Consider the following 23,975-nt stretch of genomic DNA (forward strand, 5'->3'; position numbering starts at 1 on the left):
TCACTCATTATCACACTATCATAATCTCTTCACTATGTTATATCAATTAATCTTGCCACTCTGGCTCATTATAATTTACCTTCTTCTTAGAGATAATCTCTCTCTTCTCTTCCTTTCTTGTAAACAGGTTAATCTCTCTACCCTCTATACCATCACTTACATACAAGATCAATTGTTCTTCTCTATCCCAAAGAGCATAATTATAGACTCTACCATTAACCTTCATTATATCTTTCAAATTACTACCATTAGGAGCGATTTGATAAATTATTGACTTTCCAGAACTATAATTATTAAATATAATCTCTTCTTCATCACCTGACCAAGCTGGCTGAGAGTCAGTGCCAAACCCACTATTCAATAACATCTTAGCAGTACCATCCTCTTGCATCACATGCAATTTCCTCTCTCCAGTTGTTGCTGAGATATAAGCAATTGATTGATATTTAGAAGAATAAGCAATCTGACTATCATAATAGTTATTATCAGTTAATCTCTGTAAATAAGTACCTGTTAAATCACTCTTATAGATATCAAAGTCACCATCTCGATTAGAAGCAAACAAAATTGTATTCTTATCTAACCAGACTGGACTCTCTTTATCTGTTGTTGTAAAGGTCACCTGTCTTAGATTAGATCCATCAGCATTCATTACGTAAATATTTGTATTCCCATCTCTATTAGATAAGAATAGAAGTTGCTCCCCATCAGCAGACCAGTTAGGTGCCCAATCATCACCCTTATCATCGGTTAACTTCACCACATTCTTAGCATAAATATCTGTTACATAGATACTCTTACTCTTCTCCTTATCACTGACAAAGAAGAATTTAGCCTCTCTCTTACTTTCAAGAGCAATCTCTTCATTAAATAACTTATCCTTACCTTCTAGATTAATTACTTTAGTCCATACCATATAACCTGGAGAACTGACCTTTACTAATCTGTCTTCTATAGTAGGGTTCTCTATTACAGGGATTTTTTTAATTGTAAAATAACCATTAGCATCAGTCTCAACCAGCTGATTACCTATCTCAACAGTAACCCCTGCTAAGGACTCCCCTTTAAATCTATCGATTACCTGTCCACTTAAATTCATATAATTTCTTTCTAATTGAATAGAGATTGATTTATCCCCTTCTTCTAACAGAACCTGCTTAGTCTTAGCAATGTAATCTTTACCACTTAACCTGACTACACTATCTTTACCATCAATATCCTCAATTACAGGAATATTATTAACAATAAAATATCCTTGATTATTTGTCTTTACAACTTGATTTCCAACCTCCACAGTAATCCCTACTAAAGGCTCTCCTGTGAACTTATCAGTTACATTACCTCTTAAATTCATAAATTTATCATCTTGACAACCTATTACTGTTATAGAAACCACAAGTAATAATATAAGTAATTTTAATCTTCTCAACATAAATCCTCCCTTCAATTTATTAGAGCATACTATCTTAATTCAATAATAATATAAATTTTATCACTTCATGGGTATATTGCGATGCTTCTTTCAATTAATAATTAAGGTCTTTAAAAAGGAGAAGAATTAGCCCTAAAGGATAAGTTCAACTAAAGTTCAGTAAGAAAAACACTTACTTCACTAAGTTTCCTTTATATTTGAGCGAAGCAAATATTCTAAACAAATAATAATAACAATGTAATCTTTGAATTAGAACTCTAAGATTTATTGATTTCAATAAATTTTGATTGCGTAGTGAGTGGGCTCTACCACGAAGAGTCTTGCTCTAGGTTTACCACGAAGGGTTTGGTTCTTAAACCCGTAGGTAGATTCGTAGGTTAATTCTTTTCTAGACCGGGCTGCCCTTGCCACGAAAGGGTTACTTTATAACCCCGAAGGTAAAACTCGTAGGTTTGGTTACTTTTGCGGCAATGGGCTTTGAAGGAAGAGTTATTTCTTCCTGAATGATGCCTTTGGGTACAAAAGTAACACGAGAACGCCCTGAAAGAAGTGCCCTTGGGGTGAAAGCTGATAAGCTTTCTCGTAATAGTTTTTTGTTGAAGATTTGTTTGCCTTAAAAAAAATAACTTTGCAATACCTATCTATTGTACCAATTTTATATTAGCATAGAAATATTAATCCAAGGATTACATTACTCAAACTCAACAATATCTCCCTTCAAAGTTACATCTTCAGACTCTATAATTTCAGCAATAACCGCTCCTTTACTGATACTAATAATCTTAACACTACCAATAGGCAGACTTACTGCTTTTTCAACACTCTTTTATAAAGTAGATTTAATTTAAAACAATAACTACTTTACAGTTATTAAAAATTCCATTACTTCCCCCTACTTGTTCTAAGCTTCTAGCATCTTTATCATCTAAAATTAGGTCAGTACTATATCTTCCCTTAACCTTTATAGCATTAATAATCAATGGATTCTTACCTACTCTTGGATTGGCCTTAGCATCTGCTAGGCTTCTATTGTAACCTACAATTCCTTGAGTAATGACCCCATCACTTTGAATCTTACTCATACCATAAACTAAACTTCCATCCTCACTATAAATCTTTGGAGCTAGCGCTGGCTTGGCATCTATATTCAATGTATTGATAATGACTCCTGTATAATCACTATCTACTAAATTAGCAGATTCTTCTGAAGTATCGTTACTATTATCAAAATTATCATTATTATTAAAGGTTTTACTACTTTCTTTACTTATACTAGGGAAAATCGCTTTCATAATACCATCTTTTCCATAGAATTGAACTTGCATTACAACTTGATATACCTTATCTGCCACTTTCTTCTCTTCAATAATTTGGGCACCTCTTACTACACCACTTACTCTCTTATTGATAATATCAGATTGGATTTGAGCATTCTTAACGGTCTGTTCAGAATCTATTTGAACCCCCCTAACTGTCTCTAGTAACCTTCTTTGTGCCATTGTAATAGCAGCTTCTCTAGCCATAATCTTAGCTTGAGCCTCATTTGTAATATAATCAGGAGCAACACCATAGCCAATTGCCTCTACTACTGACTTTTCCCAATCAGTAACTGTATTATCACCTTCATCAAATAATCCCTCTGCAAAAGAGAATTGGGTTCCAATGAACAATATCATCACTATAACTAATAAGATATTAATTCTTTTATTCATACTTATAACCTCCTTAACTTAATTATTTAACCTCTAAGATTAACTTTCCTTCTGACATATTCTTAATTTCAAAACTGAAAGGAACCTTCTCTTCCAACTCTATTGCTATATCAAAAACCTCCACGGCAGGTTCTAAATCTATATCAAAGGTGAGCAATTCATTGCCAAACTCTCTAAAGAATACATTTACTACTCCTGACAGAGTAGGCAGAGTTCTCTTTATTTGACCTAACTGACTTAATGAACTGATACCATTAATTTGTAATTGAATAGTCTTCTCTTGCTGAATTAAGTCATTACTCATCTTATTGATTAATTTATCTGTAATATTCCCTGTAGCTTCTATGATTGACTTTTTAGCAGCCATCTCCTTATTGATTCCTACACCCTTACCATCATCAGTTACAGCAGCAATAACTTGTGCTGTAGTTGCATTGATAACACGAGCTTCAACTTGGGCATTATACGATTTCAAGCTTCTAGCGATACCATCTAAAGTATTTCTTAAATCAATATAATTTGACCTAATACTACCTATCACAACAAAATCAGCTTTTAATTGTATCCCCAATTTAACGGCCAAATTATAATCTCCACTGATAATTGATCTTCTTTCTTCTCTATTAATCACTGAATCAATCTTATAACGATCTATCACTTGGAACCCTGACTCTATAAACTTATTCATCATTTCAGTCTCTGCCAAACTATCTGGTAATTTAACATAATAGTCGTCCATTTCCTGGGAGATTAAAACCATAACTCTTGGATTGCCAATCCTTTTTATATTCAGCTTCAAAGCATCTAAATCATCTGCTAATACTTTTGTTCCAACTCTAACTTTAAGTTTGACTATATAGATATCATCATCAATTGATTGATCGATTATTTGATACCCTTTTACATATCCTTGGCTACTTTTTAGAATCTTATCTTCAATTAATCGAGCATTCTTTACCATGGTTGAAGAGCTAATGAAGGTACCTACAGCCTGCTCTACAGCCCTTCTTAATCCATCGTTAATGGCTTTTTTCTCAGTATTAACTAAACCATCACCTCCTAAATATGCTTTCCCCTTAGTCTCTATGACAATACTATCTTCAGCTAACACAGATTGTGTAAAGCTAAAAATAATTATTAAAGCCACAAATAATTTATATAATCTCTTCTGCAACATTATAGCCACTCCCATCTTCTAGTTTCACAATTACCTATATTAATTCTATGCACTTACATTAATTCCCTTGTTAAAAATGTATTAATTTATTATCAGTTGCTTTTAGAAGCTTTTACTACCTCCCTTTAATATCCTTGGTGTAGCTGTTATCCGTTAGTATCAGCTAATTAGTAAAAACAGCTTTCAATACTTATACTCTTATATACAGTGATATTAATTCAATATGAATAAAGAAGAAGCAGATTAATCTGCTTCTTCTTTATTCTAAAACTCTATTTTAAGATTTAAAGCACCTTCTACCCCTTGGGATTTATTAAATAATCCCATTAAATCAGAAATACCTAAATCTGCTTCAAATATCCATAACTTCAATCCCATTCCTGCTGACCAATCAAAGTCCTTTCTAAGTGTAGAATAACTTATTCCAGTCCTTAATGGTAAAAACTCAAGCCATGTTAACTCTGTTGCAGTAGCAAATTTATGATCTCTTTGACCATCATGATAACTTGTATATGAATAATCAGCAAATAAATCAATATTTTCATTCCAGTTCATCTTTCCACCTAAGCGAATAGTAGATGGTAGTTGATACTTTAACTCTTCATCTTTAACAACTTCACTATCTCCAACCTCTTCAAATTCTTCTGTAGCTTCGTTATATTCATATCTAATTTCATGAATCTTATTTACTTTTAAAGCACCTATATTCATTACACTAAAACCAAGGCTATACTTATCATTTAAGTCTGCATATACTCCAAAATCAAAAGCTGAGCCCTTTGCCGCGTTATCACTAATACCTTCTAATTCATTATATTTAGCTACAAAGTAGCCATCTCCTCTTACTACAGCATCTCCATTTTCATCATAAGTGATTATAGTAGTACCATTACCCTCTAAAGCAAAGATTGCTCCAGATAACTGATGATAAGTCAGCCCCATCCTTAAATCTTTTAATTTCCACTCCTCTTTTAGCTCCTCAGGGCTGATGGAAAAATTGATACCGATATCGCCATAAACTGCTCCAGAACCTTTACTACCATTAAAGTTATAAGTCTTGCCAATTTCATTCCCCTTTAATAATAGCTCGGTTACATCATTGGATAATTCAACTAGTGCAGAACCTCTACCTTCTGAGCTAATAGCTACAGATCCTACAACCAATTTGAAACCGTTATTTGAATCTGCCCCTACCAAAAATCCATCTTCAACCTTGTCCAATAAATCATCCTTCATACCATCATCAATATAATCATTAATCAATAGGTTATTCCATAGACCACCTGCTAGTCCAAGTTCAAAGGTAAAGCGATCTAGTGTAGCATTAACCGCTCCCGGATTACCATAAATAGCATCTGCTCCTGTCACTGTAACAAACTCATCACTAAGACCAATAGTCTTAGCTGAAGAAGCAGCCTCTATATTAGTATTTACCGTTGAAATTAATATTAAGAACAATAATGAAATCATCATAATAGTTTTAAACATTTACTCTTCACCCCCTATTTTATTCTTTGTTTTGATTGACTTTAAGTACTAAAACTCCATAAGATTCAATACTAATCTCTTGATCAGGTGTAAAACTAGCAGTATCTGTACCATTTCCTACCTTTACTTTCATTGCTAAATAACTTTTATCTTTAAACTTATTTAGAACCTCTTGATTAAATACAAATTCCTTTGTAGCTTCTCCCAATGGAATATCTACTATTTTATCAATAAAGACATAAGTATTATCAAAAGTTGGACTATTTCCTACATAAAGATCGATTGAAATAATAACATTAGACCCTAGGTTATTGACTGTCTTCGTTACTAATCTACCCTCTTTTAATCCATCATTAATCCTATCTATATCATCATTGCTAATATCAAAACTAGATATTTCTTCATATACTAAATTACTATCTTCAACTTTTAAATTGTCTGCATCTTCTGGAGGAAGATTAATTATTAATGACCCATAGATAGCTGTATCTAAAGTAACTGATTGAGTAGAATCATAATTAACAGTACTGGCGGTTGTATTTAATTTTCCTGATATAAATAACTCATCACTTATATTTGTATCTGCTGGAAGATCATAATACCCATCCCCATTAGTATCTGTAATAGTAACTCCTCCAAGCGTAAAGTTACTTATCTCAAAATCTAAATTACTATCTACAGGAAATAATGTATTCAATCGTAGATGAGCCCCTTCACTTCCAGTTATAGCAGTATTACTCCCAAAATTTAAACTTGGTGTGAAATTAAGAGTATCCATACTATTAAGTTCACTAGCATGAAGTCCCTTTACTTTACTAATCTCCAAAGAGGATGAAGTTATATCTACTGTAAAAGTAGTTGTTCCTGAACTCTGGATTCCCTTAACAGCTAATTTCATTCCACTCTCTAAAGTTTTTTGGGCTAAATCCATCTCTAAACTCTTTGTAGTGCCTACAGCAACATTTTCAAAGGTAACACTAGAAATTACTGTACCCTGTGAGTTCTGTAATTCGATAGTCAAATTATCCAACTTATTTTCTATAGATTCTTTATTGGTATTATTCAAAAATACATTAAATTTATTTATTGAAAGATTCTTACTAGATAAGGTTATGCTATCAAATTTATCAAATGGAATAGGATCAAGTATTACTTTACTAAACTCTCCATTTTCAGCAGCACCATCAGCTGACAAATTTACTAAAACGGAATTTAATGTAATAGGTTTCAAATTAATCTCTGTTTCCTTCTTGATTTCATTCTCTTTTGCTCCCACTAATATTAAACTAATAGTACTATCTGCATTAATCTTATAACCAAACTCTTTAAATTCTTTAGTATCAAGCAATTCAGCTAATGCATTACTCTGCTTAATAGCTGGAGCCTGTAAAGCCACATCCCATGCTGGACCAAAGGTACCTCGACTATTCTCAGAACAGCCTGAGAATACTAAAGAAGAGGCTATAACAATCAAAAGTAGAGTCAACATCTTCTTCATTTCCATAATTTCACTCCTTTTTTAAAGTATTATTAATTTTTATATAAATCTTATAATTTTCTATCAAATTAATGTAAATTACCTTCTCTATGAATAACATCATAAGCAAAAAGAACATAATCAATCTCAGCAGTTGTCATCCCTTCTTCTTTAGCTAATTCTCTAACTATCTTAATGATAAGTAGATAATCTTCAGGTTCAAAACGCTCCTTCTCTCTAGTAAAATAACCTATTCGATAAAGTGCTGCCCATACTCTAGTATCAATCACACAATGCTGTTTCTCATCTAAGCTGGTCAAAATAGCAGAAGCAGTTGGTGTTCCTCCCCCCTTTAAACTACTCAATAAAACAACTTGAGCAAACTCATCATTAATCTTATAAGCTATCTCTATAATACTCTCTACTCGCCCTTCTGGATTCTTATGTACATGATAAGAGCTTCTTGTAGAATTGAGATGAGCCAATCGATATAATTCATCTTTACTTAGATATCCTTTCTGATGATACTCCTTTCCATAAAGAACATAGAAAACTAAATTATTTAATTATAATTTATAAATTCTATAAGAATATAATAATTCCTCTATATTTTTCTTAGATATAACAAACTAGAGAAGAATCGATAAATTTTATATAACTATCTATTCTTATTACCAACAAAAAAAGGACTACTGAAAAGTAGTCCTTTAAGCTAAATCTTAATACCTATCTTCAATTGTAGTATCGGTATAGAAATGATTTAATATATCTATATATTGATAGTTATCATCTGCCATTGCAGCTACTGCAACTTGATCCATACCAACACTGTGTCCCCAACCACCACCATAGAATAGGAAACTGACTAGTTTACCATCTTGATATTGTGGTTGAATCCAGAAACGATTACTGCGTAAACCACCAAATTTAGAACGTAAGCTATAAGTGATTTCTTTCTCCTCTTCTGTTCCCACTACTAATAGAGATTTTACACTACCAGCTTTTCCTCTATAGGTAGGAACAATCTTCTTAATTCCTTTAATTCCCAAGCTATTTTCTAAATATTCTACTGAGAGATTACGTTGCCAACGATAATGGCTCTCCTTTGTATACTGTAATGCTTTGGAATATGAATCTGGAGACTTCCTCAACCAGTCCTTTAATTCTGCAGGATTTAGAGGGAATTGAGAATCTTCTTTTTCAGTAGACACTGCTCTTAAATAACCTATTTCAAAGGTCCATACATCTTCACTATTCTCTGTATATCCTCCAGAGTTGGCACTATAAACAGCATTAACTGCTTTACCATTATAAGTCATCACTTCACCTGCTGTCTCTAGTACAGCTTGATTGGAATTAGGATGTTCCCGATTAATTCCTCGATAAGCAGCACAGTGAACGTCAGAACATAAGTCATATCCATCTTTAGAGTGCTTACCTAAGTTAGCTAGTGTATAACTTCTAGCAGCTACCGCCTGTGTCTTTAGAGCCTCTATAGGCCATAACGCTGACATTTCAGAAGGAATAACAGCCATTAGATATTCTTCCATATGAACTAAGTTAACTACAGTAATTCCCTTCTCTTGAGGAATTAACTCTAATGCTCCACGATATTGGCGATCTTCAATACCTCCCCAATAATATCCTCTTCCATAAATTATATTATGCACTAGTACTGGAGCATACTCTTTGGGTCTTACTTGAATAGAGTCACTAAACACTATCTCTTTCTCACCAGCTATTAGATAGTACTTATCATCTCTAATAATAGCCTTTACAAGCTCTGACTTCTTACCTTCTAAAATAATTTTTTCCCCTTCTTTGATTATAAAGTCACTACCTACTCTAAAATATACCTCTTCTTCATCCTCGATAATTCCTATTCTCAACTCTCTTCCTGGGCTTTCAATAGGTTTTATCTCCTTGAAAGTCACCACTTTAGGAATCTCTCTCTTTCTCTCTTCTGGCAATGTTAAATCTTTATCATCAAAATATTCTGGATGCTCTTCTTTTAGTCGGTCTAGATTCTCTTGAATTGCTTGGTCACTAGAATTCTCTTTATTTGCTTGTTTTAAATATATAACGGCATTTCTATCTTCACCTAAATTTAGATAAGATAATGCAATCATTCTATTTACACCTTTTAAGCTTCCATCGGTTGTTAGTGCTTTTTTGTAATTATCTATAGCAATACTATACTTTCCTTGAACAAAGTTAATCTTACCTAATTGGTAGTAGCCTAAAGCAAAATTATTATAACCTAATGCACTTCTAATATAATCCTCTGCTTGCTGATAGTTCTCTTCTTTAAAGGATATTAAACTCAAATAATAATTAGTATCTCTTAAGATAAATTTATCTTCTGACTGTGAGTTTAATATCTTTTCCAATTCAATTTTCGCTTCATTAATTTTATCTAAATTATAATAAGCAATAGCCAAATCCAACCTAATATCAACATAATCTTCTTTTTCTAATATTGCTTCATATTCTTTAATAACTAAACTATATTCACCTAAAGTTTCATAAACTGATGCCAAATTCTCTCTAGCAATCTTATTATCTTTATATTCTAATATCTGCTTATATTTTTCTATACTCTCATCATATTCCCCTTGGTAATATAAAGATCTTGCTTCATCCAATAGTTTGTCTAAATCATAAACAACTTGCTCCTCTTGATTCTCTTTAACTTCTTGCTGACTTGAGTGATTATAATAAGCAAATATTCCAGAACTTATAAGTGATAACAAGATTACACCTATTGCTGTAACTTTTAAATATTTGTCTTCTAATTTATTCCACATAATACCACACCTTTCATTTCCAGTTCGTTTTAGGTGTTTGCACTCTTAATTATAACGTGCCCAAACTAGTATAACAATGAATAATTATTGGTAACTAGAAAGTTTATGTAGATGTAAAAATTAAAAAAAGCCAACTTAAGAGCCGGCTTTTTATACTAAACTTACTCAAATATTCCCTTATTCTCTTTAAAAAACTTATTTAAATACGCTTTAAACTCATCTTTAATATCTTCACGCCCCATAGCAAATTCGATAGTTGCCTCCAAAAATCCTAATTTATTTCCTATATCATATCTCTTTCCACTAAAGACCTTTGCATAAACCTGCTCTTTATCCATCAACTTCTGCAAGGCATCCGTTAATTGAATCTCATTACCTTTACCTGGTGGAGTATTCTCTAATATATTGAATATCTCTGGGGTAATAATATATCTTCCTAAAATAGCAATATTAGAAGGTGCATCCTCTAAATTAGGCTTCTCAACCAATGCTCTAACTTTATACAGATTATCATATTGTTCAGAATAATCTACAATTCCATACTTATGTACCAAATTATCAGGTACTTCTTGTACACCAATAATAGTAGATTCTTTCTCTTCAAACTCTTCAATTAACTGTCTAGTTACAGGCTTATCAGCATTGACAATATCATCACCTAATAACACAGCAAAAGGCTCATTACCTATAAAGGTCTTAGCACACAAAATAGCATGTCCTAAACCTTTAGTCTCTTTCTGTCTTACATAATGAACATTAATCAAATCTGATATGTCTCTAACAGTCTCTAATAATTCCTTCTTTCCTTTAGCCTCTAGAGCCAGCTCCAACTCTAGGTTTCTATCAAAGTGATCTTCTATAGCCCGTTTATGCTTTCCAGTTATGATAATCAAATCTTCAATTCCAGAAGCTACAGCCTCTTCAACAATATATTGAATAGTAGGCTTATCTACTATTGGTAACATCTCCTTAGGCTGTGCCTTGGTAGCTGGTAAAAATCTAGTTCCTAAACCTGCTGCTGGAATTACTGCTTTTCTTACCTTCATCAACTCACTCCTTTAATAATTTACAATTAACTATGTACAGTTAGAAGAACAAATTCTCAAAAGAATTAACTAAACAGTACATTAATAAAATATTTATATAATGTCTGCTTTATAATCTTAATTGTAAGTTGTACATTCAAGAATATCTTAGTATCTTCATACTAACAATAGTCATTATTTAAATTTTGATTCAAGTAATTGGTCACTAATCATTAATTTTTAACTACTTACTACATTAATTAAGGATTCATTTCCAAAATCCTCTCTTCTTCACCAATAAATTCTTCCAATTTATCTTGTCGATAACCAAAATAATAGAGAATCATCTCAACAATTCTTCTGCTAGCTACCCCATCTCCATAAGGGTTAATAGCATTAGACATTTGGCTATATTCTTGCTCATTCTCAATTAAGCTATTAGCTACATATATGATTTCATCCTTACCTGTCCCTATAAGCTTAACAGTTCCTGCTTCTATTGCCTCAGGTCTTTCGGTAGTATCCCTTAGTACTAAAACTGGCTTTCCTAAGCTTGGAGCCTCTTCTTGTATTCCCCCAGAGTCAGTCATGATTAGATAGACCTTTGCCATCAAATTAGCAAACTCTTTATAGGATAATGGCTCTATCAAGTGCACTCTTTCTAAGCCACCTAAAATATCAGTAGCTAGCTCTCTAACCTTAGGGTTTAAATGAACTGGAAAGATAAACTCTACTTCAGGATTATCTAAAATCAGCTCTTGCACAGCACCGAAAATATTTCTAATACCTCCAGCTAAATTCTCTCTACGGTGTGTTGTTAAGAGAATAACTTTTTTATTAGTAAAATCAATTTTATTCAATTGATTATTATCAAATATATAATTATCTTCTATAACATTAAATAAAGAATCAATTACAGTATTGCCACTAATATATATATTATCCTCACTAACATTCTCTCTTAATAAGTTCTCCTTAGCCTTATAAGTAGGAGCAAAATGAAAATTAGCCAGCACTCCTATCAAATGGCGATTAATCTCTTCAGGATAAGGTGAATATCTATCATAACTCCGTAAACCTGCTTCTATATGTGCAATAGGTATTTGTTGATAGAAGCTGACTAAGGCTGCTACAAAGCTGGTAGTAGTATCACCATGGACTAAGACTAAATCAGGTCTTTCCTTGATCAGAATCTCCTCTAAACCCTTTAATATTCCTGTAGTAATATCAGATAAAATCTGACCTGCTTTCATAATATCTAAGTCATAATCAACCCTGATATTAAATAAATCCAAAACTTGATCTAACATCTCCCGATGCTGAGCTGTTACTGTCACAATTGATTCTATCTCTTCTCTATTCTCTAACTCTTTGACTACAGGAGCCATCTTAATTGCTTCAGGGCGTGTACCAAAGATAGACATAACCTTAAGCTTGTTCATAATCTCCTCCATAATTAATTTTAAAACTAGTATATGGAGAAAGATGATAAAATATTACAGAACTATTTTTGCCAAAGATTGACAAGGATCTACACAGATTAGTTAAAACCATTTCAAATAATAAACTAATTTAATTTTTTGACCTTTATCCTTGTTTTATCTGTGTCAATCTGTGGCTAACTAATTTCTTTTATCTCTAGCAATAAGAATAAGAACCAAAAGTAAATACTCATAACTTTTATTCCTAATTACTCTATACTCTTTTCTCCTCTAATTCACAATTATATTGTTAGTCTCTTCTATATAGGTCTCTTGTATATACTTTATCCTCTACATCTTCTAACTCTTGGTTCATTCTATTAGCAACTATAACATCTGATATATCTTTAAACTCTTCTAAATCTCTTATCACTTTTGAATGTAAGAACTCTTCCTCTTTTAAGGTTGGTTCATAGACAACTACCTCTATCCCCTTGGCTTTAATCCTTTCCATTACCCCTTGTATAGATGATGCTCTAAAGTTATCAGAACCTGTCTTCATAGTTAAACGATATATTCCTACTACCTCAGGATTCTTCTTTAAGATTACCTCAGCAATATGATCTTTTCTTGTATCATTAGCATCTACTATAGCAGCAATTATATTGTTTGGTACATCAGCATAATTTGCTCTAAGCTGTTTGGTATCCTTTGGTAAGCAGTAACCTCCATAACCAAAAGATGGATTATTATAATGGCTACCTATTCTTGGATCAAGGCAGACACCTTCTATGATTTGTTTGGTATCAAGACCTTTTAATTCAGCATAGGTATCCAATTCATTAAAATATGATACTCTCAAGGCTAAATAGGTATTAGCAAATAACTTAATAGCCTCTGCTTCTGTAGAACCAGTAAATAAGACTGGAATGTCTTCTTTTATAGCCCCTTCAGCCAACAACTTTGCAAACTTTTCTGCCCTTTGAGACTCTTCTCCTACTACTATTCGTGAAGGATATAAGTTATCATATAATGCCTTACCCTCTCTTAAAAACTCTGGTGAGAAGATAATATTATCTGTAGCATATTTTGCTTTAATAGCCTTAGTATAGCCTACTGGTATTGTAGATTTGATTACCATTACAGCATCAGGATTTATCTCTAATACATCCTCTATCACAGCTTCGACTGTTTTGGTATTAAAATAATTCTTCTCTATATCATAATCTGTTGGAGTAGCAATTATTATAAATTCTGCATCCTTATAAGCTTCTTCTTTATCTAAAGTTGCTGTTAAATCTAACTCCTTGTTAGCTAAATACTCCTCTATCTCTTGGTCTACAATCGGTGACTTCTGATTGTTGATTAAATCTACCTTTTCCTGTACTATATCTAAAGCCACTACCTCATTATTTTGAGCCAAAAGTACTGCATTGGATAATCCTACATAGCCTGTTCCTGCTACGGCGATTTTCATTTTTTATTCACTCCTTTTTGAATTTTTGAGTCTTAAAAGGTGTTTTTTGGACACTGACTATAACTAAAAATTAATGTTAATTTCTTTCTTTAATTAACTTTATCTGCTCCTTTGATAATTCAGTAACCTCTATAATATCATCTATATCCATCTTTTTTTCCAATAATTTCTTAGCTACTTCTAATTTGCCTTCTAATTTACCTTCTGATTTTCCTTCTAATTTACCTTCTGATTTGCCAACTTGATAAAGATTAGTCAATTCTTTAGACATAACTTCATCACCTCCGATATTATTATTAATATCATCTCTAAATTTCAACTCTAAATCATTAGGCAAGAATAATATCCCATCTAAAAACTCAAAGATATTATAAATCTTTCTTCTACTATAGCCTCTATCTATTAATAATCTAAATAATTTTTTCTTAAAATTATATCTTAGCTCATCTTGACCTTTACTTTTTAAAGTATATAAACCTGCTAAGATAACCATAGCAAAAGGATTATTCAGCTTAAGCAATTCTTCCTCTCTCTGCTCTAATATCTTATAACTATTGTATTCATAATTTAGCTTTGTTCCATGAAAATCATAATCAAAACTATTTGGCTTGTAATTCTCTCTATCTTCAGTAAATATAGCTAAAGCCACTATTTTCTTATTATACTTGTCATAAATTCGATAGAAATACTTAAACATCCTAGAACTAAACTCTACTTCATAATAACCCTGTACCTCTAAATGAACCAAAATCCAATTCTCTCTACCATCCTTAAGGTAAACCTTAACCAATCTATCAGCCATCTTCTTACCTTCTAAGGTCTTATCCATTATATTTGCAAGTTCATTATCTAAAAACTCATAGCCCTGACTAAAATCAACCTGCTGATACAACTTAGGCATAAAAAAGTTTAGAAAGTCTTCAAATAAATCTTCAATTATTTCTTTCCATAATAAATCTGGCATCTCCCGCTCCATCTATAATTCCCCTCCAAACATCATTAAACACAATAATAATTATATCATAATTTATTATTTTCCAAAAGTTGAGATGCTAATAAAATAAAGGATAACGATTATAGTTTCATAGACCTTATAACAATTTTTAAGTTCTTAAAAAATTAAAATATTTTTTTGGAGACTGACTTTCACAGACTGAGAACCGACTTAAAAAACTTAATAATTTAAAGCTTTTAATCTGTATTGAGTCTGTATAAACCTATGTAAAATATCTTAATTTTTATCTTTTAATATAATCCATATTATATTAATTTAATAAAGGCTACTCTAATAATAAAAGTACGGAATCCCGCACTTTTATGTACTCTATTCAAATTTATTTATTAGTTGACATACCTTTAATTAATACATCTGCAACCTCTGGTCTAGTCATCTCTTTTGGAGGTCTTTTTCCAGCTCTTAATAGTCCTCTTACTTTAGTACCACTTAAGAAAATATGATCTTCTTTACCATGAGGGCAGGTTTTAGCAGTAGCCATAGATTCACACTCTTTGCAATAGAAGGAATGTTCAAATTTTAAAGGTTCAATTCCTATCTCTTCTTCCTTAAAGTTATCAAACATCTCTTGAGCCTCATAGGTTCCATAATAATCACCAACACCAGCATGGTCACGCCCAACGATAAAGTGAGTACACCCATAATTTTTGCGGCATAAAGCATGGAATACAGCCTCTCTTGGTCCTGCATATCTCATTGCTGCTGGAAATACCGCTAGAGCAATCCTATCTCTAGGATAAATCTTATCCATTACTACTTCATAGCTTTCAATTCTATATTCTACTGGTACATCATCACTTTTTGTCTTACCAACTAATGGTGTCAACAATAATCCATCACAAATCTCTAAACCACATTTTTGAATATATTCATGGGCTCTATGTATAGGATTTCTCGTTTGAAAGCCAACTACTCTATTCCAGCCTTTTTCTTCAATCATAGCTCGTACATCTTTAGGATCTAATCTATACTGATTAAACATATCGTGTTCGATTCTTCTTACTAAAGATATCTTACCACCTAGTAATATCTCTCCTCTTTGATATACCTGAGCTACACCAGGGTGTGAATCTTCTTTAGTCTTATATACTAACTCAGCTTCTTTCTCCTTATTATAAGAATATTTATCCTCTAAATGCAAAATAGCATAGACTTTACCTTCTGTATCTGTTAATGCTACATCCTCACCAGCCTCTAAACTATCAGCTTCTTCCTGACTAACCCCTAATACAACTGGAATAGTCCATGGTAAACCATTAGTTAAGTACATATCTTCTACAACACTAGTATAATCCTTTTCAGTCATAAACCCTTCTAACGGACTATAGAGTCCAATTGCTATATTCTCTGCCTCAGTTAAATCACGCAAGCTTAATTTCACTTGTGGCAGTTGTTCTGCTTTGCTTAATAGTTCTTCTCTTTCAGCCCCTTCTACAACTCGATTAATGAGTCTACCTCCATGTGCTTCAATCAACATCTTAACAACTCCTTATAATTAATTTACAATGTACAGTTTACAGTGTGCAATTTGTAATTATTTATTACTTCTTCAATCCTTCTAGTACACTACAAGGTACATCAACTGTCCCTAATAAATACTTATCCTCATTAGCAGGTCCATGGCAATCAGAACCACCAGTAATAATTAAGTTATTCTCTTGAGCTAAAGATAGATAATACTGAGTCTCTTCTTCACTATGCTTAGAGTAATAAACCTCTATCCCATCTAAGCCATCATAAGCAATTAACTCTTTAACAATCTGGTTATTATCAATTATCCCAGGGTGAGCCAAGACAACTATTCCACCTGCACCTTTAATCAAGCTGATAGCATCCTCTGGCTTCAATTGATATTTAGGAACATAGGCTGGACCACCATCCTCTAAATAATCATCAAAGGCTTCTTGCATAGCTTCAACATATCCTTCCTCTACCATCAGACGAGCAATATGAGGACGTCCTACCCCTGTATCACCAGAAATCTCTTTTAGTCTATCAAAATCTAATTTTATATCTAAATCAGATAACTTATCTAAAATCTGCTTAGCCCTTACTTCCCGAGAGTTCTGTAAGTTATCTATTATTTCTAATAATTTATCATTCTTATAATCAATACAATAACCTAAAATATCGATTCTCTCCCCTTGATAATAAGTAGTTAACTCAATCCCAGGTATAACTTCTATTCCTAATTCTCTTCCTTTTTTTATAGCCTCTTCTACTCCTGCTACAGTATCATGATCAGTAACTGCAATCACTGATAAATCTCTTCTCTTTGCTTCTTCAATTAGTTCTGTTGGAGTAAAAGAACCATCAGAGGCTATAGTATGAATATGTAAATCGATCTTTTTCATTATTTTCCCTCATTCCTTTGCTTTTATAGACTTTAAAAATTTAAAAACTTAATTTTAACTACGAGTATACACTAATTTGCACGAATAAAAACTTAAAATAATATTTAAAACTTTAAACCTTATTAACTATAAATAGTTTTATAAATATTCTAAGGTTTTACTTTTTGATTAGCCTTATTCGTATTTATCTGTGCCCATTCGTGGTTCTAAATTGGTTTTAGAATATTTTAAAGCTTTACCCATTTACTACTCTTATTCGTGTTTCTTTAATATTATTTTTTGAACTTAACTGTCAACTGTTTTATCCTATTACTTTTAACTTCTTCTTAATCTCAGCTTGTCTCTCATCAATTGCTTCTAACACCTTAGCTACTGCTTCTTCTACAGATAATTCTACAGTATCCACTACTAGATCAGGATTCTCTGGTACCTCATAAGGAGCTGAAATTCCTGTAAAGTTCTTAATCTCTCCTGCTTTAGCCATCTCATATAATCCTTTAGGATCTCTTTCTGCACAAGCCTCTACATCAGCTTTGACATAAATCTCCATAAAGTTATCTGCTCCTGCCCTCTCTCGAGCAAAATTCCTAGCCTCTTGATACGGTGATATGAAGGAAGCCAAAGTAATTAACCCGGCATCCTTAAATAAAGCAGCCACCTCTGCAACCCGACGGATATTCTCATTTCTATCCTCTGCAGTAAAACCTAAATCAGAGTTTAAGCCATGGCGAACATTGTCTCCATCTAAACGATATACAGCTTTTCCTTGTTTAACTAATTTTTTCTCTATCTCTACAGCAATAGTAGATTTCCCTGCTCCAGATAGTCCAGTAAACCATAAAACCATACCCTCTTGTCCTAAATTATTGCATCTATCACTATAACTTACCTTTCCCTTATGCCATGTTATATTCTTAGTCATAGTTTATCTCCTTTCGTAGATTAAGCTTGATGTAGTTTATAAAGAACCTAATCAAAAACATTATAATTAGAATAATATATGTTGTAACTCAATAACTATTGTAATTATACCATAAACTACAAATATTTATAAAACCTTATTATACAAATAGTTCCTTAATATCCTTTAGTAAATTAAAAATAAGAGCCACAAGCAACTTGCTCGCAAGCTCTTATTTAGTGTAAGTTTAGGAATCTGGAATCTGTGCAATCTATTTAACTGATTGACTACTAATTCTCTATCATTTATTATCTATCATTTGTTCTTCTCTTTTGACTTTGGTCTTAATTGTTCATTGTATATTGTCAATTGTAAATTATATTTCTAATCTCTCCTATACAAATCCCTTGTATAGACTTTTTCCTCTACATCTTCTAATTCTTGATTCATTCTATTGGCAACTATCACATCAGACACCTCTTTAAATTCAGATAAATTTTCAATCACCTTAGAATGGAAGAACTCTTCATCTTTTAAAGTAGGCTCATATATAACCACTTCTATTCCTTTAGCTTTTATTCTTTCCATTACCCCTTGAATCGAGGAAGCTCTAAAATTATCAGAGCCTGTCTTCATAGTAAGTCGGTAGATACCAACTACTTCTGGGTCTTTTTTAAGTATCATCTCAGCAATATGATCCTTTCTAGTACTATTGGCATCTACTATAGCATGGATTATATTATTTGGTACATCTGCATAATTGGCTCTAAGTTGCTTTGTATCCTTTGGTAAGCAATAACCACCGTAACCAAAAGAAGGGTTATTATAAAAATCACCTATTCTCGGGTCAAGACAGACACCTTCTATAATCTGCTTGGTATCAAGTCCTTTTAATTCTGCGTATGTATCTAGTTCATTAAAGTAGGATACCCTAAGAGCTAGATACGTATTAGCAAACAACTTAATCGCCTCTGCTTCTGTAGAATCTGTAAATAGTACTGGAATATCATCTTTGATAGCTCCTTCAATCAATAACTCTGCAAATTTTTCTGCTTGCTCAGATTGTTCTCCTACTACTATTCGTGAAGGATATAAATTATCATATAATGCTTTACCTTCTCTTAAAAACTCTGGTGAAAAGATGATATTCTCAGCATCATATTTCTCTTTGATAGCCTTAGTATAGCCTACTGGGATAGTTGATTTGATTACCATTACAGCCTCAGGATTTATTGCTAAGACATCTTCTATAACAAACTCTACTGTTTTGGTATTAAAGTAATTCTTTTCTGTATCATAATCTGTTGGTGTAGCAATTATTATAAATTCAGCATTCTTGTAAGCTTCTTCTTTATCTAAAGTTGCTGTTAAGTTTAATTCTTTATTAGCCAAGTATTCTTCTATCTCCTTGTCTACAATAGGTGACTTTTTATTATTAATCATATCTACTTTTTCTTGTACTATATCTAAGGCTACTACTTCATTATTCTGAGCTAAAAGGATTGCATTTGATAAACCTACATAGCCTGTCCCTGCTACAGCGATTTTCATGGTTTAATTCACTCCTTTAAATAAGTGACTAGTAACTAGTAAGTTACTACTTGCTACTTTTTACCCATCATTCGTTACTATTTCTCATACATCTCTTTATAGTATTCTTGATAATCTCCGCTAACTATCGCTTCTACCCAATCTTGGTTATCTAAATACCATCTAATAGTCTTTTCTATACCATCTTCAAAATTAGTCTCTGGATACCAACCAAGTTCTGTTGCTATCTTAGTAGGATCAATAGCATATCTCATATCATGCCCAAGACGATCCTTAACAAAGGTAATTAAATCATAATTTATATTATCTAAATCTGTCTTCAATACTTTCTGATATGCTGGTTCTTCCTTCATAATTTTAGCAATAGTATCTATTGTGAGCTTTACAATATTGATATTCTGCTCTTCATTAAAACCACCTACATTATAGACTTCACCTAATCTACCATCATTTATAACTATATCGATTGCTTTTGCATGATCTTCTACATATAGCCAGTCCCTTACATTCTTCCCATCACCGTATACAGGTAGCTTCTCTCCTTCTAAGATGTTCTTAATAATAAGTGGAATTAACTTTTCAGGGAAGTGATATGGTCCATAATTATTACTGCATCTAGTGATATTAACGGGCATATTATATGTCTCTGCATATGCCATCACAATCATATCAGCTGATGCCTTTGAAGATGAGTAGGGGCTTCTAGGGTCAAGAGGAGTCTCTTCTGTAAAGAATTTATCACCATATGTCTTTAAACTAACTCTATCTTTAACTACCTTTTTAACTTCATCATCTTCTAAGATAAGGTCTATAGCCTCTTCATAATCCTTTGATAATGAGCCATAAACCTCATCTGTAGAAACTTGTAAATACTTTACTCCCTCTTTATAAATAGGATATCCCTTATCATCAGTTCCTAGCATCCAAGCCGACTTAGCTACATCTAACAAATTCTGTGTCCCAAGAATATTTGTTTCAAGGAATACCTGTGGATTCTCAATAGATCTATCTACATGTGACTCTGCTGCAAAGTTTACTAAATAATTAACATCATATCTATAAAAAATATTCTCAACTAACTCTCTATTCTTAATATCACCTTTTACAAACTCTACTCTTTTATCTTCTAATTCCTCTTTAATAGTCCCTAAATTCCCAGCATAAGTTAATTTATCTAAAATAATAATCTTAATATCTTTATATTTCTTTAGCATATACTTTGTAAAGTTAGCACCGATAAATCCAGCTGCACCAGTTACTAAATATACTTTCATAAAAACACCTGCTTTCTTGAATTTTACCACAGAGTCACAGAGGACTCAAAGTCAACACAGAGTTTCATTATTGATTTTTAAATCTTTTCTCTGCATCCCTTATGGTTAATCTTTCTATTATATACTAGCTAAAACACTTCACCACTGAGTCGCAGAGTACATTGATTCTTCATAGAATTTATTAATATTTTCATTTCTTTCTCTGTGAAGCCTCTTTTACTCTGTGCCTCTGTGGTTATTTTTATTTATTAATTAATTTTCAATTCTCCATTATCAACTAATTCTTTAAGAAATCTATCTATAGCATCTTTCCAGCCAGGCATCTTCTTTCCAATAAGCTCTTCAGCCTTTGAACTATCAAGCTTACTATATTCTGCCCTTTTAGCAGGAAGATTAAAGTCGGCTGTTTTAGCTCTACCTAACTTTCCTTTCCACCCTATGCTATCTAAGACATACTTGGCTTGATCATACTTACTAACTTCTCCATTATTAGAAAGATGATAAAGTCCGTAATTATCTGTTTGAATTAAATCCCAAGAATATAATGCAAGATCCCATGAATAGGTTGGAACAGATACCTGATCATCTACTATTTTAAGTTCATCTTTACTTCTAGACCAATTTATAACAGATTTGTTAAAATTATTATTCCCTATACCAAAAACCCAAGAAGTTCTGATTACAAAGGAGTTATTATATGCCCCTAGAACCATCTGTTCTCCTTGAGCCTTTGACTTACCATATATAGAAAGAGGATTAGTCTTATCCTCTTCTGTATATGGGGTTTTCTTAAATCCATCAAATACAAAATCTGTTGAATAGGTGACAAAAACTGCTCCTTTTTTCTTAGCAATCTCTGCTAATTTTTTAGGAGCATCACAATTTAAAGCAAAAGCTTTTTTCTCTTCTTCTTCAGCTTTATCTACATTATTATAGGCTGCACAATTGATAATCATATCAAACTCTTTATCTGCTACAAATTCCTCCACTGCCTGATGGTCAGTAATATCAAGGGCTTGACACCCATTATCTGCAATATAATCTGTAGCTATATATTCTTCTCCAAGTTGGTTAAAGAGTTTCTGAAACTCTTGTCCTAATTGACCATTAGCACCTGTTAAAAGTATCATAATAACCTCCAAATGTTTTACTTTAATACATGAAAAGTTTAACCACGGAGGCACAGAGCACACTAAGATTTCACAGAGTTTTATATTATTGATTTCACTTACTTCTCTGTGTTAACTCCTCACCTCTGTGACTCTGTGGTTTATCTTTTATTTTTATAATTTAATAATATAGAAAATATTTCACCACGGAGGCACAGAGAACATTGAGACTTCACAGAGTTTTTATTATTAATTTTTATTTTCCTCTGTGTTAACTCCTTTCCTCTGTGACTCTGTGGTTTATCTTTTATTTTTATAATTTAATAATATATAAAATCTTACCACCGAGACACGGAGTACACTGAGTACTCACAGAGTTTTTATTATTAATTTTTATTTCTTTCTCTGTGTTAACTCCTTCCCTCTGTGACTCTGTGGTTAATTCTCTTCACTAGTTACTTGTTACTATTATACTCTTTCAATGTTGGTAATTTCTTATCTTTATCAGATAACAATAAATCTTTTTCTTTAATTCCATACTCCTCAAAAGGCCAATCTATCGCTATATCTTTATCATTCCAGATAATCCCCGCATCATATTCTGGGTGATAATAGTTAGTAGTCTTATACATAAACTCTGCTTCATCTGTCAAAGCTACAAATCCATGGGCAAATCCTTCTGGTATATAGAACATCTTCTTATTCTCTTCAGAAAGAATAATTCCAAAATATTCGCCATAGGTCTCTGAACCTTCTCTTAAATCCACAGCTACATCATAGACAGTCCCTTTAATAGCCCGCACTAACTTTCCTTGTGAATATTTAGTTTGAAAATGTAAGCCACGTAATGTACCTTTTTTAGACTTAGAATGATTATCTTGGACAAAGTCCATCTCAAGACCTATCTCAGCAAACTCTCTTTTGTTGTAACTTTCCATAAAAAATCCACGGTGATCACCAAAGATAGTTGGTTCAATTATGTATAAATCTTTAATTGGAGTTTCTATTTTTTTAAACTTCCCCATTTTAAACCTCCATTAAAATATTATTATACTAATTTCAGTAATATCTGAACTACTTTACCACTAAGACACAGAGAACACTGAGTTTTCACAGAGTTTTACTAACAATTTTTATTTCTTTTTCTGTATTAACCCGTTACTCTGTGGTTAGCTTTGCTTTTCAATAATAAAATATCCTACCACCGAAAAACATACTACACTGAGTATCCATAACGTTTTTAATTATTAATTTTTCTTTCTCTGTGTTGACTCCTTACCTCTGTGACTCTGTGGTTAATGTTCCCATTCTTTTAATTATAAAATTAATCTCTTGATTCCATTTCTTAATAAATCAACATTAAAATTTATTAATAATCCCAAACTTTTATTTGATAACTTCATATATGTTAATAATTGAGCTTTATGAGTATTTGCTAGCGTTTCTACAGCTTTTAATTCAACAATAACCTGCTTTTCTACTAAAAGATCTATTCTATAAGCATCTCTTAATTCTTTATCTCTATATCTAATAGGTAATAATAATTACTTTTCATAGTCTAATCCGCTCTCTTCTAACTCTATACATAAACATTCTTCATATGTTTTCTCTAATAAACCTGGTCCTAAACTTTTATGCACTTCAATAGCAGCTCCTATTATTTTAGAAGTTATCTCATTTTGATTCACCTAAATAAATCCTCCATTTCTCTATGACTTTGTGGTTATTATTCCCAAACTTTGAATTATAATAACC

At 32.2% G+C, this 23,975-nt stretch carries 18 protein-coding genes and 1 pseudogene; all 19 read right to left on the reverse strand.

Features of this window, described 5'->3' with window-relative positions:
* Positions 1-46: 46 nt before the first annotated feature.
* Entirely contained in the window at positions 47-1,429 is a 1,383-nt protein-coding gene (locus U472_RS14530) for a PD40 domain-containing protein (RefSeq protein ID WP_176714187.1), read from the reverse strand.
* An 842-nt stretch (positions 1,430-2,271) separates the two neighbouring features.
* Positions 2,272-3,144 carry an LPP20 family lipoprotein gene (locus U472_RS14535; RefSeq protein WP_068719461.1) on the reverse strand — a complete coding sequence of 291 codons (873 nt, stop codon included), beginning with the start codon at positions 3,142-3,144 and terminating at the stop codon, positions 2,272-2,274.
* A 22-nt stretch (positions 3,145-3,166) separates the two neighbouring features.
* Positions 3,167-4,321, reverse strand: a complete 1,155-nt coding sequence (locus U472_RS14540) for a CsgG/HfaB family protein (RefSeq protein ID WP_068719462.1) — start codon at positions 4,319-4,321, stop codon at positions 3,167-3,169.
* A gap of 264 nt (positions 4,322-4,585) precedes the next feature.
* Positions 4,586-5,809, reverse strand: a complete 1,224-nt coding sequence (locus tag U472_RS14545; protein WP_068719463.1) for a DUF5723 family protein — start codon at positions 5,807-5,809, stop codon at positions 4,586-4,588.
* A 19-nt stretch (positions 5,810-5,828) separates the two neighbouring features.
* Positions 5,829-7,313 (reverse strand): hypothetical protein, encoded by a 1,485-nt coding sequence (locus U472_RS14550; RefSeq protein ID WP_068719464.1) that lies wholly within the window; start codon positions 7,311-7,313, stop codon positions 5,829-5,831.
* 62 nt (positions 7,314-7,375) lie between these two features.
* Positions 7,376-7,771 (reverse strand): hypothetical protein, encoded by a 396-nt coding sequence (locus U472_RS14555; protein WP_176714188.1) that lies wholly within the window; start codon positions 7,769-7,771, stop codon positions 7,376-7,378.
* Between the two features lie 234 nt (positions 7,772-8,005).
* On the reverse strand, positions 8,006-10,093 hold the full coding sequence (locus U472_RS14560) for a SpoIID/LytB domain-containing protein (RefSeq protein ID WP_068719465.1): 2,088 nt from the start codon (positions 10,091-10,093) through the stop codon (positions 8,006-8,008).
* Positions 10,094-10,254: 161 nt separating this feature from the next.
* A complete protein-coding gene (galU, locus tag U472_RS14565) occupies positions 10,255-11,139 on the reverse strand; it encodes a UTP--glucose-1-phosphate uridylyltransferase GalU (protein ID WP_068719466.1) in 885 nt (294 codons plus the stop codon).
* A 239-nt stretch (positions 11,140-11,378) separates the two neighbouring features.
* Positions 11,379-12,560 carry a non-hydrolyzing UDP-N-acetylglucosamine 2-epimerase gene (gene wecB, locus U472_RS14570; RefSeq protein ID WP_068719467.1) on the reverse strand — a complete coding sequence of 394 codons (1,182 nt, stop codon included), beginning with the start codon at positions 12,558-12,560 and terminating at the stop codon, positions 11,379-11,381.
* 289 nt (positions 12,561-12,849) lie between these two features.
* Positions 12,850-14,016, reverse strand: coding sequence for a nucleotide sugar dehydrogenase (locus U472_RS14575; RefSeq protein WP_068719468.1), 1,167 nt, complete (start codon positions 14,014-14,016; stop codon positions 12,850-12,852).
* Positions 14,017-14,092: 76 nt separating this feature from the next.
* Entirely contained in the window at positions 14,093-14,992 is a 900-nt protein-coding gene (locus tag U472_RS14580) for an RpnC/YadD family protein (RefSeq protein ID WP_068719469.1), read from the reverse strand.
* A 358-nt stretch (positions 14,993-15,350) separates the two neighbouring features.
* Entirely contained in the window at positions 15,351-16,508 is a 1,158-nt protein-coding gene (gene sat / locus U472_RS14585; protein ID WP_068719470.1) for a sulfate adenylyltransferase, read from the reverse strand.
* A 64-nt stretch (positions 16,509-16,572) separates the two neighbouring features.
* On the reverse strand, positions 16,573-17,385 hold the full coding sequence (locus U472_RS14590) for a PHP domain-containing protein (protein ID WP_068719471.1): 813 nt from the start codon (positions 17,383-17,385) through the stop codon (positions 16,573-16,575).
* Between the two features lie 301 nt (positions 17,386-17,686).
* Entirely contained in the window at positions 17,687-18,307 is a 621-nt protein-coding gene (gene cysC, locus U472_RS14595; protein ID WP_068719472.1) for an adenylyl-sulfate kinase, read from the reverse strand.
* A gap of 363 nt (positions 18,308-18,670) precedes the next feature.
* Positions 18,671-19,837, reverse strand: coding sequence for a nucleotide sugar dehydrogenase (locus U472_RS14600; protein ID WP_068719473.1), 1,167 nt, complete (start codon positions 19,835-19,837; stop codon positions 18,671-18,673).
* A gap of 77 nt (positions 19,838-19,914) precedes the next feature.
* Positions 19,915-21,111, reverse strand: a complete 1,197-nt coding sequence (locus U472_RS14605) for a dTDP-glucose 4,6-dehydratase (RefSeq protein WP_068719474.1) — start codon at positions 21,109-21,111, stop codon at positions 19,915-19,917.
* A gap of 248 nt (positions 21,112-21,359) precedes the next feature.
* Entirely contained in the window at positions 21,360-22,244 is an 885-nt protein-coding gene (rfbD, locus tag U472_RS14610; RefSeq protein WP_068719824.1) for a dTDP-4-dehydrorhamnose reductase, read from the reverse strand.
* A 431-nt stretch (positions 22,245-22,675) separates the two neighbouring features.
* On the reverse strand, positions 22,676-23,245 hold the full coding sequence (gene rfbC, locus U472_RS14615) for a dTDP-4-dehydrorhamnose 3,5-epimerase (RefSeq protein WP_068719475.1): 570 nt from the start codon (positions 23,243-23,245) through the stop codon (positions 22,676-22,678).
* Positions 23,246-23,536: 291 nt separating this feature from the next.
* A pseudogene (locus U472_RS14620) lies at positions 23,537-23,908 on the reverse strand (GxxExxY protein).
* Positions 23,909-23,975 lie beyond the last annotated feature (67 nt).

This window comes from Orenia metallireducens (assembly GCF_001693735.1).
GTDB classification, from domain to species: domain Bacteria; phylum Bacillota; class Halanaerobiia; order Halobacteroidales; family Halobacteroidaceae; genus Orenia; species Orenia metallireducens.

What these genes read in the sequence shown, in the direction of transcription:
- wecB (WP_068719467.1), bottom strand. Translation starts at nt 12,560, where the DNA reads ATGAACAAGCTTAAGGTTATGTCTATCTTTGGTACACGCCCTGAAGCA.
- U472_RS14605 (WP_068719474.1), bottom strand. Translation starts at nt 21,111, where the DNA reads ATGAAAGTATATTTAGTAACTGGTGCAGCTGGATTTATCGGTGCTAAC.
- sat (WP_068719470.1), bottom strand. Translation starts at nt 16,508, where the DNA reads ATGTTGATTGAAGCACATGGAGGTAGACTCATTAATCGAGTTGTAGAA.
- cysC (WP_068719472.1), bottom strand. Translation starts at nt 18,307, where the DNA reads ATGACTAAGAATATAACATGGCATAAGGGAAAGGTAAGTTATAGTGAT.
- U472_RS14545 (WP_068719463.1), bottom strand. Translation starts at nt 5,809, where the DNA reads ATGTTTAAAACTATTATGATGATTTCATTATTGTTCTTAATATTAATT.
- rfbC (WP_068719475.1), bottom strand. Translation starts at nt 23,245, where the DNA reads ATGGGGAAGTTTAAAAAAATAGAAACTCCAATTAAAGATTTATACATA.
- U472_RS14580 (WP_068719469.1), bottom strand. Translation starts at nt 14,992, where the DNA reads ATGGAGCGGGAGATGCCAGATTTATTATGGAAAGAAATAATTGAAGAT.
- U472_RS14590 (WP_068719471.1), bottom strand. Translation starts at nt 17,385, where the DNA reads ATGAAAAAGATCGATTTACATATTCATACTATAGCCTCTGATGGTTCT.
- U472_RS14600 (WP_068719473.1), bottom strand. Translation starts at nt 19,837, where the DNA reads ATGAAAATCGCTGTAGCAGGGACAGGCTATGTAGGTTTATCAAATGCA.
- U472_RS14540 (WP_068719462.1), bottom strand. Translation starts at nt 4,321, where the DNA reads ATGTTGCAGAAGAGATTATATAAATTATTTGTGGCTTTAATAATTATT.
- U472_RS14575 (WP_068719468.1), bottom strand. Translation starts at nt 14,016, where the DNA reads ATGAAAATCGCCGTAGCAGGAACAGGCTATGTAGGATTATCCAATGCA.
- galU (WP_068719466.1), bottom strand. Translation starts at nt 11,139, where the DNA reads ATGAAGGTAAGAAAAGCAGTAATTCCAGCAGCAGGTTTAGGAACTAGA.
- U472_RS14550 (WP_068719464.1), bottom strand. Translation starts at nt 7,313, where the DNA reads ATGGAAATGAAGAAGATGTTGACTCTACTTTTGATTGTTATAGCCTCT.
- U472_RS14560 (WP_068719465.1), bottom strand. Translation starts at nt 10,093, where the DNA reads ATGTGGAATAAATTAGAAGACAAATATTTAAAAGTTACAGCAATAGGT.
- U472_RS14535 (WP_068719461.1), bottom strand. Translation starts at nt 3,144, where the DNA reads ATGAATAAAAGAATTAATATCTTATTAGTTATAGTGATGATATTGTTC.